14 protein-coding genes are annotated in these 12,127 nt (G+C 58.5%); 8 read left to right on the plus strand and 6 right to left on the minus strand.

Going from position 1 to position 12,127, the window contains the following annotated elements; translation table 11 throughout:
* Together xerC and FBY01_RS05240 are read left to right on the plus strand one after the other, a co-directional pair.
* Positions 1 to 900 (plus strand): tyrosine recombinase XerC, encoded by a 900-nt coding sequence (xerC, locus tag FBY01_RS05235; protein ID WP_010465103.1) that lies wholly within the window; start codon positions 1 to 3, stop codon positions 898 to 900.
* Positions 897 to 1,607, plus strand: a complete 711-nt coding sequence (locus tag FBY01_RS05240) for an HAD family hydrolase (RefSeq protein WP_145306592.1) — start codon at positions 897 to 899, stop codon at positions 1,605 to 1,607. Before xerC ends, FBY01_RS05240 begins: the two co-directional genes overlap by 4 nt.
* Before the next feature lie 195 nt (positions 1,608 to 1,802).
* On the opposite strand, the gene sutA is transcribed toward FBY01_RS05240, so the two are convergent.
* From sutA to glnK, 4 genes are all read right to left on the minus strand, one after another.
* Complete coding sequence (gene sutA / locus FBY01_RS05245; RefSeq protein WP_010465107.1) at positions 1,803 to 2,126, minus strand: transcriptional regulator SutA; 324 nt, start codon at positions 2,124 to 2,126, stop codon at positions 1,803 to 1,805.
* Between the two features lie 101 nt (positions 2,127 to 2,227).
* Positions 2,228 to 2,653: a secondary thiamine-phosphate synthase enzyme YjbQ gene (locus FBY01_RS05250; RefSeq protein WP_008030499.1), complete on the minus strand. Its 426-nt coding sequence runs from the start codon at positions 2,651 to 2,653 to the stop codon at positions 2,228 to 2,230.
* Positions 2,654 to 2,867: 214 nt separating this feature from the next.
* A complete protein-coding gene (locus FBY01_RS05255) occupies positions 2,868 to 4,205 on the minus strand; it encodes an ammonium transporter (RefSeq protein ID WP_010465110.1) in 1,338 nt (445 codons plus the stop codon).
* A 37-nt stretch (positions 4,206 to 4,242) separates the two neighbouring features.
* Entirely contained in the window at positions 4,243 to 4,581 is a 339-nt protein-coding gene (gene glnK, locus FBY01_RS05260) for a P-II family nitrogen regulator (RefSeq protein WP_002555808.1), read from the minus strand.
* Positions 4,582 to 4,998: 417 nt separating this feature from the next.
* Between glnK and FBY01_RS05265 the strand changes: the two genes are divergently transcribed.
* Positions 4,999 to 5,259, plus strand: a complete 261-nt coding sequence (locus FBY01_RS05265; RefSeq protein ID WP_145306590.1) for an accessory factor UbiK family protein — start codon at positions 4,999 to 5,001, stop codon at positions 5,257 to 5,259.
* 420 nt (positions 5,260 to 5,679) lie between these two features.
* Complete coding sequence (locus tag FBY01_RS05270; RefSeq protein ID WP_145306588.1) at positions 5,680 to 6,207, plus strand: Bro-N domain-containing protein; 528 nt, start codon at positions 5,680 to 5,682, stop codon at positions 6,205 to 6,207.
* On the opposite strand, the gene FBY01_RS05275 is transcribed toward FBY01_RS05270, so the two are convergent.
* A complete protein-coding gene (locus tag FBY01_RS05275; RefSeq protein WP_077747144.1) occupies positions 6,204 to 6,482 on the minus strand; it encodes a HigA family addiction module antitoxin in 279 nt (92 codons plus the stop codon). The two genes, FBY01_RS05270 and FBY01_RS05275, sit on opposite strands and share 4 nt — an antisense overlap.
* Positions 6,483 to 6,776: 294 nt before the next feature.
* Here FBY01_RS05275 and FBY01_RS05280 point away from each other — a divergent pair, with 294 nt between their 5' ends.
* The 3 genes from FBY01_RS05280 (at position 6,777) to FBY01_RS05290 (ending at position 9,196) form a co-directional block, all read left to right on the plus strand.
* Positions 6,777 to 8,270 (plus strand): YifB family Mg chelatase-like AAA ATPase, encoded by a 1,494-nt coding sequence (locus FBY01_RS05280; protein ID WP_145306586.1) that lies wholly within the window; start codon positions 6,777 to 6,779, stop codon positions 8,268 to 8,270.
* A gap of 82 nt (positions 8,271 to 8,352) precedes the next feature.
* Positions 8,353 to 8,907 (plus strand): hypothetical protein, encoded by a 555-nt coding sequence (locus FBY01_RS05285; RefSeq protein ID WP_145306584.1) that lies wholly within the window; start codon positions 8,353 to 8,355, stop codon positions 8,905 to 8,907.
* Complete coding sequence (locus FBY01_RS05290) at positions 8,894 to 9,196, plus strand: hypothetical protein (protein WP_090178112.1); 303 nt, start codon at positions 8,894 to 8,896, stop codon at positions 9,194 to 9,196. The genes FBY01_RS05285 and FBY01_RS05290 overlap by 14 nt, the downstream gene beginning before the upstream one ends.
* 52 nt (positions 9,197 to 9,248) lie before the next feature.
* On the opposite strand, the gene FBY01_RS05295 is transcribed toward FBY01_RS05290, so the two are convergent.
* Positions 9,249 to 10,460, minus strand: a complete 1,212-nt coding sequence (locus tag FBY01_RS05295; RefSeq protein WP_145306582.1) for an aldose 1-epimerase family protein — start codon at positions 10,458 to 10,460, stop codon at positions 9,249 to 9,251.
* A gap of 266 nt (positions 10,461 to 10,726) precedes the next feature.
* Here FBY01_RS05295 and FBY01_RS05300 point away from each other — a divergent pair, with 266 nt between their 5' ends.
* On the plus strand, positions 10,727 to 12,112 hold the full coding sequence (locus tag FBY01_RS05300; protein WP_145306580.1) for an SrfA family protein: 1,386 nt from the start codon (positions 10,727 to 10,729) through the stop codon (positions 12,110 to 12,112).
* Positions 12,113 to 12,127 lie beyond the last annotated feature (15 nt).

Raw genomic sequence — 12,127 nt, forward strand, 5'->3', positions numbered from 1 at the left:
ATGGAACGGCAACTGGACGCTTACTGCGAACACCTGCGCAGTGAGCGGCAGGTGTCGCCCCACACGCTGCACGCCTACCGCCGCGATCTCGACAAAGTGCTGGGCTGGTGCGTCAAACAGAACATCAGCAGCTGGGCCGCGCTAGACATTCAGCGTCTGCGCAGCCTGATCGCGCGCCTGCATTCCCAGGGTCAATCTTCGCGCAGCCTGGCGCGACTGCTGTCTGCCGTCCGTGGGCTCTATCATTATTTGAACCGCGAAGGTCTTTGCGATCACGACCCGGCCAACGGCCTGGCACCGCCCAAGGGCGAAAGACGGCTGCCGAAAACCCTCGATACCGACCGCGCGCTGCAACTGCTTGAAGGCGCGGTGGAGGATGACTTCCTGGCACGTCGGGATCAGGCGATTCTGGAGCTGTTCTATTCCTCGGGTTTGCGCCTTTCGGAGCTGACCGGGCTTAATATGGATCAGCTGGATCTGGCCGACGGCATGGTTCAGGTGCTCGGCAAAGGCAGCAAGACTCGCCTGCTGCCGGTCGGCAAAAAAGCGCGTGAAGCCCTGGAACTGTGGCTGCCGTTGCGGGCCATGACTAACCCGGCAGACGATGCGGTGTTCGTCAGCCAGCAAGGTCGGCGCCTTGGCCCCCGGGCGATTCAGTTGCGGGTCAAAGCTGCTGGTGAGCGCGAGCTGGGGCAGAACCTGCACCCGCACATGTTGCGACATTCCTTTGCCAGCCATTTGCTGGAATCCTCGCAGGACCTGCGCGCCGTACAGGAATTGCTCGGCCACTCGGACATCAAGACCACCCAGATCTACACCCACCTGGACTTCCAGCACCTGGCCACGGTCTACGACAGCGCCCATCCACGGGCCAAACGCATTAAAGGCGATGATTCATGACCATCCAATTGATCACCTTCGACCTCGACGACACCCTGTGGGACACCGCCCCGGTGATCGTCAGCGCCGAAGCCATACTGCGTGAATGGCTGACCGAGCACGCACCGAACCTGAGCGCGCTGCCGGTGGACCATTTGTGGGCTATTCGGGAACGGGTCCTGACCCTCGAACCGAGCCTCAAACACCGTATCAGCGCGCTGCGGCGCCGGGTGTTGTTCCATGCGCTGGAGGAGGCCGGATACGACCACGGCGAGGCGTCGGACCTGGCCGACAAGAGTTTTGAAGTGTTCCTGCATGCCCGGCACCAGATCGAAGTGTTTCCCGACGTCGAGCCGACGCTGGAAACCCTGGCCAAGCATTACGCCCTGGGCGTGGTCACAAATGGCAACGCCGATGTGCGCCGGCTGGGGCTGGCCGATTACTTCAAGTTTGCGTTGTGCGCCGAAGACATCGGCATCGCCAAGCCCGATGCGCGCCTGTTTCATGAGGCATTGCAACGGGGCGGTGCGACGGCGGAGACGGCGGTGCATATCGGCGATCATCCGGGGGATGACATTGCCGGGGCGCAGCAGGCGGGGTTGCGGGCGATCTGGTTTAACCCGGCGCGCAAGGACTGGGAAGCCGAGAAGGCACCGGATGCCGAGATTCGCAGTTTGACCGAATTGCCGGCGTTGCTGGCTCGGTGGAATTCCCAGCACCAATCCTGAGATCACCGATATTCCCTTGTAGGAGTGAGCCTGCTCGCGATTGCGGTGTGACATTCAGCATTTATGTTGCCTGACACACCGCAATCGCGAGCAGGCTCACTCCTACAGGGGATCGCCGCAGGCCCAGAGCTTTTTACCGCCCATGAAAAAGCCCGCAGCGACGGCGGGCCTTTTCAGCAAGCCAATAGCAGACGCTTAGATAGGCCGGCTGCCGTACTTGTTGTCAGGCTTCTTGGGCGGATCGGCGACCACATTGGCCTCCACTTCCTGCACCTTGCCGCCCCGTGCCAGAAACTCTTCCATGGCCTTGGCCAGGGCGTCGCGTTCCTTGTTCTTGGCTTCGACGCTCGGCAGCTCGTCAACCGATACCGCAGCCTTGGCTTTGCCTTTGGCGGTCGGAACGGGCGTTTCACCGCCGTCGTCTTCAGCGACGTCTTCGGCCGCTGCTTCCAGACCTTCTTCGGTTTCGTCGTCGTCGCCTACTTCGAGGTCGTCGTTTTCCAGATCATCGTCGCTCATGTTCTACCTCATGACTTGCGAAAAGCAGATTAGTTATAGCCCAGCTTCACCGTCTGTCGACAGCCGCCGGAAAAATTCAATAACCGCTGGTGACCAGCGGTTCATGCCTCTTCACCGTGCACGGTGGCGAGGACTTTACGGGCACCGCCAAAATCACGGTGCTCGCCCAGATAAACACCTTGCCAGGTCCCCAGCGCCAGTCGGCCTGCCGAAATCGGCAAACTGAGCTGACAGCCAAGCACGCTGGCCTTGAAGTGCGCCGGGAGGTCGTCCAGGCCTTCGTCGTTATGCTCATAGCCGTCTGTTCCTTGTGGGATCAGACGATTGAAAAATCGTTCGAAGTCGCGACGTACCGCCGGATCGGCGTTCTCGTTGATGGTCAACGACGCCGAGGTATGCTGCAGCCACAAATGCAACAGACCGACCCGGCACGCCTTGAGTTCAGGCAGGCCGGCGAGTAACTCGTCCGTTACCAGATGAAAGCCCCGGGGCCGTGCCCGCAGGGTAATCAGAGTCTGTTGCCACATACAGTTCTCCGCACGTTCGGGGCGCATTCTAGCGCGCTCTGGGAAAAAACAAAGGCCCTAATATTCCTTCAATCATGTAAGCCATTGGCCGCAGAAAAACGCCCGTCGTAAACGCCACTAAACGTGTACGAAAAAACCTTTCAGCAGTCTCTTCACTGACAAACGCCAGACAAAAAAATGCCCGGCAAGCCGGGCAAGTTTTTTATGCGCGTGCTTACAAGTTGTAGCCGCGTTCGTTGTGGAGTGCCAGGTCGATGCCGACGGCCTCTTCTTCTTCCGTGATACGCAGACCCATGACAGCGTCCAGTACCTTGAGAATGATGTAGGTGACGATCGCGGTGTAGATCACCGTGAAGCCCACGCCTTTGCACTGAATCCAGACTTGAGCGGCGATGTCGGTGACGGTGCCGAAGCCACCCAGGGACGGTGCGGCGAACACACCGGTCAGGATCGCGCCGAGGATACCGCCGATGCCGTGCACACCGAAGGCGTCCAGGGAATCGTCATAACCGAGTTTGCGTTTCAGGGTGGTGGCGCAGAAGAAGCACACCACGCCCGCTGCCAGGCCGATGACCAGCGCGCCCATCGGGCCCACGGTGCCAGCGGCCGGGGTGATGGCGACCAGACCGGCCACAACACCCGAAGCGATACCCAATGCACTTGGTTTGCCGTGAGTGATCCACTCGGCGAACATCCAGCCCAGTGCAGCGGCGGCGGTTGCGATCTGGGTCACCAGCATTGCCATACCGGCCGTGCCGTTGGCCGCAGCGGCGGAACCGGCGTTGAAACCGAACCAGCCGACCCACAGCATCGCGGCGCCCATCAGGGTGTAACCGAGGTTGTGCGGTGCCATCGGGGTGGTCGGGAAGCCTTTGCGCTTGCCGAGCACGATGCACGCAACCAGACCGGCCACACCGGCGTTGATGTGCACCACGGTGCCGCCCGCGAAGTCGAGCACACCCCAATCCCACATCAGGCCGCCGTTGCCGGACCAGACCATGTGCGCAATCGGTGCATAAACCAGGGTGAACCACACGCCCATGAAGATCAGCATGGCGGAGAACTTCATCCGCTCGGCGAAGGCACCGACGATCAGCGCAGGGGTGATGATGGCGAAGGTCATCTGGAAGGTGATGAACACCGCCTCAGGGAACAGCGCCGCAGGACCGGTCAGGCTCGACGGCGTGACACCGGCGAGGAATGCCTTGCCCATGCCACCGAAGAACGAGTTGAAGTTGACGACGCCCTGCTCCATGCCGGTGGTGTCGAACGCGATGCTGTAGCCATAAATGACCCACAGAATGCTGATCAGACCGGTAATGGCGAAGCACTGCATCATCACGGAAAGAATGTTTTTGGAGCGAACCATGCCGCCGTAGAACAGGGCGAGGCCGGGAATGGTCATGAACAGCACGAGGGCTGTCGAGGTCATCATCCAGGCGGTATCGCCGGAGTTGAGGACTGGGGCCGCCACTTCGTCTGCCGCCATAGCCAGGCTGGGCATTACGAGGGACAACAGGGCTCCTAGCCCTGCGAATTTACGCAGAGTCATATTGTTTTCTCCTGGGGCGTTGGGTTTGTGGCGGCGTTTAAATCGCGTCGGTATCGGTTTCGCCGGTACGGATGCGAATCGCCTGTTCCAGATTGACCACGAAGATCTTGCCGTCACCGATCTTGCCGGTGTTGGCGGCCTTGGTTATCGCCTCGATAACCCGGTCCAGATCCTTGTCGTCAATGGCGACATCGATCTTTACCTTAGGCAGGAAATCGACCACGTATTCCGCGCCGCGATACAGCTCGGTGTGACCCTTCTGCCGACCGAAGCCTTTGACTTCAGTAACGGTAATGCCCTGCACGCCGATCTCGGACAGCGACTCGCGCACGTCGTCCAGTTTGAACGGCTTGATGATGGCAGTGACTAGCTTCATGAAAACTCTCTCCCGAATTGGTGGACTTGCCCCAGGAAAACAAACCCGACTCAAGTCTAAGCGCAGTGCCTGGCTTTGTAACGCATCGTCGACCTTACCTGCCCGTCCGACGCCAGCTAACCGCTCCTCACGAAACAACTCCCCGTTTCGCTTGGCGCACTGCATTCGTCACAGCGACTGCATCAGTGCATGGGTTACGACTGACTAAGCAGAAAGCTTGCCATCTCGCCAAAACCCACTGAATTCAACCCCTTGACCGCTGCCAACAGCCCCTTTCCTCAATCGGCCCCACGGATACGCACAACAACAGTGCGCAGCCGTCTGTCCACATGCGCGAAAAGCGTGCATTCCTGCTGACGGAATTGACTATAGACACTGCGTGATACACTGCCCGCCATTGTTGACAGGACATTTCCCATGCTCGCACCCAAAGATTTCCTCGACGCCCTGAGCGGCACCGCCTCCCGCCTCTTCAGCGGCGAAACCCCATTGCCGAAAAGCGAAATCGAAAGCCAGTTCAAGGCGTTGTTGCAGAGCGGCTTCAGCAAGCTGGACCTGGTGAGCCGGGAAGAGTTTGATAGCCAGATGGTTGTGCTGGCACGGACCCGGGCACGGCTGGAAAGCCTCGAAGCGAAGGTTGCGGAGCTGGAAGCGAAGCTGAGTCCGCCTGCCGAATAACCCTGCTGACAACGCAGCCCCCTGTGGGAGCGAGCCTGCTCGCGAATAGAGTCACCTCGGTCTACCAGCCTTCCCACACTGGACCGACCAACCCTGTAGGACCTGCCAAAGGCTGCAATCTCCTGATCTGCCGCCCCGCCACCCTCTCGGCAACGTCCTACAAAGATCACCACCGCCGTCCGATAGCGCCGTGAAGCCCAGGCTCCTAAGCTCATTCTCAGCTGAATATTCAGCACTGGGTTTGGCGACCTGGAAGCTTAAGGCGTACGACGACCATCTCTCGAGTCATGGCGGCTGTGCGTGGGAGACCTTCGGGTCTGCCGGGTTCCTTTTGCTCCGGTTCGCCAACCCGCGTACAGCTGCCACCCAATTGTTTGGCGACGATTGACGGCAGCCTCTTTAGCAAAAGGAGCTGTATTAATGAGTTGCGATAACGCTTATCTAGTCCCTCACGTCTTCACCCGCCACAAACTCCACCTCCACGCGCTTTTGATCGAAAACCAGCCTTGGTTCAGCGCCCGAGACCTGGGCCGTCTGCTTCGCCTTTTCCTCGACGAACGCGCCGTCCGAAAACTCGATCCCGATCAACATCAATCCGCGCGAGTCGTCATCCACGGCACCCTCGAAAACACCCTGCTAATCAGCGAATCCGGCGTCTACGCCCTGCTTATCTACCACTACTGCCCCGAATACCGAGGCCTGCGCGAATGGCTGACCCACAACGTAGTGCCAGCCCTCAGAGACGCCCAACAACCGACGTCAAGCGAACGCCCGGTCCTGAGTCTGTTGAACTGGCCGGAGATGTCGCTGAGTTTGCTGCACTGGAATAACCAGCCGTGGATTCGGTTGCAGGATGTTCCGCAGATGCTTGCGGAGGGTGAACGGGCGCAACGGACGGTCAATGCGCCTTGGTGGAAGCGTGCTTCGCGGATCTTGCAATCGCTTTAAGTATTTAAAGCCCTACCACGTTCGATTCCAGCTTCCCGCAAATCGTAAGTCGCTTGCAGGTTCAGCCAGAACTCGGGCGTGGTGTTCAGGTGGTCAGATAGCTTCCCCGCTAGATCAGCACTGACACAACGCTGTTGCATCACGATATCGTTGACCACATTTAACGGTTCGTTCAACGAATGGGCGAAAGCTGACTCTGAAATGCCCAACGGTTCAAGAAACTCCTCCTGAAGAATTTCGCCAGGATGAACGGGCCGCATTCCATTACTGTTCATTATCCTCTCCGAAGTCAGCGATCAATTAATGATCATAAGCAGCCCAGCCAGACAGACAAGAGCGCTCACCCACTTTCACCGGCGTCCGTCAATGTTCTAGGCAAGGTCCTACAAAAACCTCATCCCGAGACCCATTACGTCGGCACCCCACGCTCGCTTACGCTTCATCACCAGAAAGACACTCGCAACATCCAGTGAAAGTTTGTCGCCTCATTCGTAACGCCGAAGAACAACACCCCGACTACCCTTCAAAAAACCGCAGGAAGCGGTTCCCGTAAAGCTCAAGGAACGACCATGTCCCTCTCCATCGTCCACAGCCGCGCCCAGATTGGCGTGGATGCGCCCGCCGTCACCGTCGAAGTCCATCTGGCCAATGGCTTGCCGTCCCTGACGATGGTCGGTTTGCCCGAAGCGGCAGTGAAGGAAAGCAAGGACCGGGTGCGTAGCGCGATCATCAACTCGGGGCTGCAATTTCCTGCACGGCGTATCACCTTGAATCTCGCTCCCGCTGACTTACCGAAGGACGGCGGACGGTTCGACTTAGCGATTGCCCTGGGAATTCTGTCCGCCAGTGTGCAGGTGCCGACGTTGACGCTGGATGACATTGAATGCCTGGGAGAATTGGCGCTGTCAGGCGCGGTACGTGCCGTGAGGGGCGTGCTGCCGGCTGCGCTGGCTGCGCGCAAGGCCGGACGCTCGCTGATGGTGCCGCGGGCGAATGCCGAGGAAGCCTGCCTGGCGTCGGGATTGAAGGTGTTTGCCGTGGATCACCTGCTGGAAGCCGTTGCGCACTTCAATGGACATACGCCGGTCGAACCCTACGTTTCCAATGGCTTGCTCTATGCCAGCAAACCCTATCCGGACTTGAATGAGGTGCAGGGGCAAATCTCGGCCAAGCGCGCATTGCTGATTGCGGCGGCTGGGGCTCATAACCTGCTGTTCAGCGGACCGCCGGGGACCGGGAAAACGTTGCTGGCGAGTCGGTTGCCGGGTTTGCTTCCACCGCTCGCCGAAAACGAGGCGCTGGAAGTCGCAGCCATTCAATCCGTCACCAGTTGCGTGCCCCTGAGCCACTGGCCGCAAAGACCCTTCCGCCAGCCCCATCACTCGGCCTCCGGCCCAGCGCTGGTGGGTGGTGGTTCGAAACCGCAACCCGGCGAAATCACCCTCGCCCACCACGGCGTACTGTTCCTCGATGAACTTCCGGAATTCGATCGCAAGGTGTTGGAGGTTTTAAGGGAGCCACTGGAATCGGGCCACATCGTGATTTCCCGCGCCAAGGATCGCGTGAGGTTTCCGGCGCGCTTTCAGTTAGTCGCCGCGATGAACCCGTGCCCCTGTGGATATCTTGGCGAACCCAGCGGCAAATGCAGTTGCACACCGGACATGGTCCAGCGCTACCGCAACAAACTGTCGGGGCCGCTGCTGGATCGGATCGACCTGCACCTGACCGTCGCGCGCGAAGCCACGGCGTTAAATCCTGCGCTCAAACCCGGTGATGACACCGCCACTGCTGCGGTACTGGTCGCCGACGCCCGGGAGCGTCAAAACAAGCGCCAAGGCTGTGCCAACGCATTCCTTGATCTGCCAGGGCTGCGTCGACACTGCAAGTTAACCGCAACCGATGAAGCCTGGCTGGAAACTGCTTGCGAGCGTTTGACCTTGTCACTCAGGTCAGCTCATCGACTGCTCAAGGTCGCACGCACGCTGGCAGACCTTGAACAGGTAAATGCAATTACACGCGAGCATTTGGCAGAAGCGTTGCAATACCGACCAGCCTCAGCGTAACCGATGGCTATTCCAGCAAATCATTCAGATCACTATTCAGAGAGAGCGTCAGTAATACATGAAGTTACTAAGAAGTCATTGGATGAGATTCGTCTATTGCCTGATAAGCATTGCTATCGTATGGGCGGCGCTATTGCAGCAGGAAATTGTTGTTGGCTCTCCGACAACCCTGAACAACTTTTCCTACATTGGCACAGTCATTACGATCGTCGCGCTAATCATTTCAATATCCGAAGTTCTGCACAGTGTTCGTTACTCACGCAGCATCAGTGCAGAAGCCAACAGAATACTCAAGGACGCAAAAGCTGTAGAGGGCGCCTCGGCCATCAGTGAATGCATTGCGACGCTCAATGAAGCAGCAGGTTATGTGGACACCGAAAACTATCCATTGGCGCTGAAGTGCTATCAGCATTTCAGGATTCTGTTTGCCAAAATACCCGGTACAGGTCAGGAGTTCGAAAGGATTGACAATATCCTTGGAGAAACTGAAATCACCATCAGAAAAGGGGTTTTCGCGACGGCAAACGCTCCGCTCGAAAAGCCGATCAGAATCCTTCTTCACCACAATCTTGAAAACATCAAAGAAAACCTCGAAAAGGTTAACCCGGCCAGAGGGCGTCAATATGCTACCGCCTAGATTTCTCGATTTCATCAAAGCACTCACCGCGAGAACGGAGAGAGGCGAATTCTCCTGGAGTTATGACGACAACAACTCGTTTGTGAAACTCAAGGAAAATGACTTTTCTCTTTCATTGCGTTACAGCTTCAACGCCGACGAGAAATATGCGGAGTACGTTATCTATTACATCGATGAGATCGGAAATAAGGAGCATCGGTTTTATACCAACCAAACCTGGAACGACTTCGATTTCATCCGGCGTCTGTTTGATGCGGCACAAGCGTCAGAAATGAGACTTCCTTTTTAGCCTTTTGATGAGCGGTGAACACAGACCTCCACTGCTCATCTCGCAAGGCCGCTTACTCTTTGGTCAAATCCACCAGCGGCGTCTGCCTTACCTCAGTCTCCCGCCCACCTTGAATCTCACTCACACGCTTCAACGCCTTATCCACAGCCCCCTTATCCGCCAACAAGCTGTAATGGATCTGAAACTGCCTCTGCTCTTTAACCCCTATCATCGGCACCAAACCAATCGGCCGCTGATACCGACGGTTGTAAGAAAAACTCGTCCCCGGCTCCAACCCGGTCACATACCCCTGCCCTTGCGTATCCGTGTTCTTCCACAACGAAAACACCGGCAACTGCTGCGTATTGAACCCCACCGACACCCCAAGGCTCCCGGCTTTGTTATGCAACACGGTCAGCGTGTCGCCCTTGGCATCGCCATAAGGCACGACGTTGTAAACCGTCTCGTCGTAATCCTTGGTCGGTGCACGGTAAGTCTGCCAATCCGGCAAATCCCCTTTGGCCTTTTCGTTGAACGGCGACACCTGTTTAACCGGCGCTGCAAAACGCGCGCCCTGCTCCAGGAATGGCGTGCTGAAGTTGCTGTGGTACAGCGCCTGGTATTCCTTCGGGTAGTCGCCGTTGTTGGTCAACGTGTCGTTCAGGGCGAACGCTACGCTGCCGGGCTCAGTGACCAACTCAGTTACCACCGAGAAATCGACTTTTTTGAACGCCTGCTCTTTCAGCTCGCCGCGCAGGCTGATGGCATAAGGCGGTTTTTCGTCGATGTGCAGGGTGACTTTGCTGGCCGGGATGTTGGCGGCGCGGCCATGCAGGGTCAGCAGTTCGCCGTTGTCGATGCCGGGATGGCCGACCCATTCGTAGCCACAGCGAGCCACCAGTTCGTTGAAACCTTCGAGCCAGCCCAGTCCGCCGCGGCCGTTGAGTTCGATGAAGGACGGATTGACCACGTCCTTGACCGGAGAGTCCCAGCCCATGCGTACATCGCCGACCGTTGCTTGCAACACGTTCATGCCGCGAGTGGGCACCACCGAGAGTTTCATTGTGCCGTTATCGATGTCGACGATGCTGACGCCCTCTTGCCGGCCGCCGTGCAAGGTGCGCAGGGTCACGGAGAAGGGTTTGTCGGTTTTGACACCGAGTTGCTGGCTGGTGATCTGCCAGTTCTGGGCAGCCTTGTCGCTGTCGAGCAGGACGTAGTCCCAAGCCATGGCGTGGGAGGCGGACAGCGCGCCAAGGGCAACGACTAATTTGAGAGGGGTCATGGGGAAGCCTTTCTTGGAGTTGTGCATTTTTTATAGCGCTAATGAAACGATTCAGCAAGCTTAAAAAAGCGGACGTCGGAGTCTTCCCAAATCAATTCACATTGCCCCCATGCAACCTCCGCACGCTTACGCTAGTCTCATACGGTTTTGGACCTCTGCTGATTGACGGCGACATCATTATGACATTAAGGTCGCCAGCTAAATGCAGGAGCAGGAACAGACACTTTTGTCTGTCATTTTTGCGCAACGGAACATATGGAGTTTGAATGCGCGGGGCATTATTACGCAGCGGTAAGAGCGGGTCATTCACAGCCCTGGGCGAAACAGGTCAACCGGTCTATCGGGCTGCCCTGCAATTGCGCGAAGCCATTCGCCGCAAGAACCCCGACATGGTCGACCACCTGGCCATTCCTCAAAGCGATGAACTCGGCAACCAGATCGATTGGTACAGCGGTATCGAAGGCGATGTGATCCCGTGGAGCAGTGCGACCGAAGAAGAACGCGCTCCGGCCCGTCGCCAACTTGAAGCCCTGAAGGCTGCGCTCGATGAGTTGAGCCAGCGTTTCCTGGGCACGGACCCGGCCGAACAGCAGCAAGGCGACAAAGCCGTGTTCGGCAAGCTGCTCAAGCGCGTCATTCATTTCCCTGACGAAAACTTCGTCTACCTGGTGCAAGGCAAGCCGGTGCTGACCTTCTGGGGTTTCGAGCACGCCGGTACCGGTAATCGCGATCCCCTGCACTGCCTTTATCAGGTTCCGCCCGTCTTCACGCTGCCACCCGTGGTTGAAGAACCGGTGGTGGCGCCCGTCGTGCCCGTGGTAGCTCGTCCGTGGTGGCGTCGCTGGTGGTGGCTGTTGCTGCTGCCGCTCCTGTTGCTGCTGTTGTGGCTGTTGCTCGGCCTGCGCGGTTGCGTACCGATTCCATTGGTGGCGGTGGACTTGCTGCCCGAGGGCATCGGGCCGGTGGAAAATCAGCTGGAAGAGCCACAACTGACCGGCAATGTCACAACGCTGAATGGCGTTCCCGTGACCGGCACGGTCGCCGGTTCCACCACAGGCACCGCCGTGACCGGCACCCAAGGCGCGGAAGCCCCGGCGCTCGCAGGCAACGAAGCTGACGCCGCGACTGCCGGCATCACGCAAGACCCGGCCGCCGAATCCCCAACCGCGCCACCCGCGCCACCCGCGCCACCGGAAGCCGAAGCCAAAACCGAGGCACCTGTCACCACACCGCCCGACGCACAAAAATCCGCCGCCGCAGCCGCAACCACAAAACCGGGCCCGGCCTTGAGCATTCCGCCTGACGCAGCCGACGGTGCCGCCAAGTTCCTCGACGGTCAGTACCGCGCCGGTGCCGGCATTCAGGATCGCCGGACCGGCAAGCCGCTGCGCCTGGAATACCAGCTCAAGGACGGTAAGGGCGAAGTCACCGTACACCAGGCCGACGGCACGAAATGCAGCGGGCCGGTGAGCGCTACCATGAAAGGCGGCAGCCTCGCCATCGACAGCCAGGGCCAGGCCGTGTGTGGCGATGGCAGCACTTACGACATGCCCAAGGTCAACTGCCGCAAAGGGGCGACCACGGTCGCGGACTGCACCGGCGGTTACGGAAAAGATCAATTCCCCATGTCCATGCGGCAAATGGGCGAATAAGACTGGAATAACCCG

The sequence above is a fragment of the Pseudomonas sp. SJZ077 genome (genome assembly GCF_007993905.1).
Classification (GTDB): domain Bacteria; phylum Pseudomonadota; class Gammaproteobacteria; order Pseudomonadales; family Pseudomonadaceae; genus Aquipseudomonas; species Aquipseudomonas mandelii.

What these genes read in the sequence shown, in the direction of transcription:
- FBY01_RS05285 (WP_145306584.1), top strand. Translation starts at nt 8,353, where the DNA reads ATGAGATTCGTCTATTGCCTGATAAGCATTGCTATCGTATGGGCGGCG.
- FBY01_RS05290 (WP_090178112.1), top strand. Translation starts at nt 8,894, where the DNA reads ATGCTACCGCCTAGATTTCTCGATTTCATCAAAGCACTCACCGCGAGA.
- glnK (WP_002555808.1), bottom strand. Translation starts at nt 4,581, where the DNA reads ATGAAGCTAGTCACTGCCATCATCAAGCCGTTCAAACTGGACGACGTG.
- FBY01_RS05275 (WP_077747144.1), bottom strand. Translation starts at nt 6,482, where the DNA reads ATGAACAGTAATGGAATGCGGCCCGTTCATCCTGGCGAAATTCTTCAG.
- FBY01_RS05270 (WP_145306588.1), top strand. Translation starts at nt 5,680, where the DNA reads ATGAGTTGCGATAACGCTTATCTAGTCCCTCACGTCTTCACCCGCCAC.
- sutA (WP_010465107.1), bottom strand. Translation starts at nt 2,126, where the DNA reads ATGAGCGACGATGATCTGGAAAACGACGACCTCGAAGTAGGCGACGAC.
- FBY01_RS05265 (WP_145306590.1), top strand. Translation starts at nt 4,999, where the DNA reads ATGCTCGCACCCAAAGATTTCCTCGACGCCCTGAGCGGCACCGCCTCC.
- FBY01_RS05250 (WP_008030499.1), bottom strand. Translation starts at nt 2,653, where the DNA reads ATGTGGCAACAGACTCTGATTACCCTGCGGGCACGGCCCCGGGGCTTT.
- xerC (WP_010465103.1), top strand. Translation starts at nt 1, where the DNA reads ATGGAACGGCAACTGGACGCTTACTGCGAACACCTGCGCAGTGAGCGG.
- FBY01_RS05255 (WP_010465110.1), bottom strand. Translation starts at nt 4,205, where the DNA reads ATGACTCTGCGTAAATTCGCAGGGCTAGGAGCCCTGTTGTCCCTCGTA.
- FBY01_RS05300 (WP_145306580.1), top strand. Translation starts at nt 10,727, where the DNA reads ATGCGCGGGGCATTATTACGCAGCGGTAAGAGCGGGTCATTCACAGCC.
- FBY01_RS05295 (WP_145306582.1), bottom strand. Translation starts at nt 10,460, where the DNA reads ATGACCCCTCTCAAATTAGTCGTTGCCCTTGGCGCGCTGTCCGCCTCC.
- FBY01_RS05240 (WP_145306592.1), top strand. Translation starts at nt 897, where the DNA reads ATGACCATCCAATTGATCACCTTCGACCTCGACGACACCCTGTGGGAC.
- FBY01_RS05280 (WP_145306586.1), top strand. Translation starts at nt 6,777, where the DNA reads ATGTCCCTCTCCATCGTCCACAGCCGCGCCCAGATTGGCGTGGATGCG.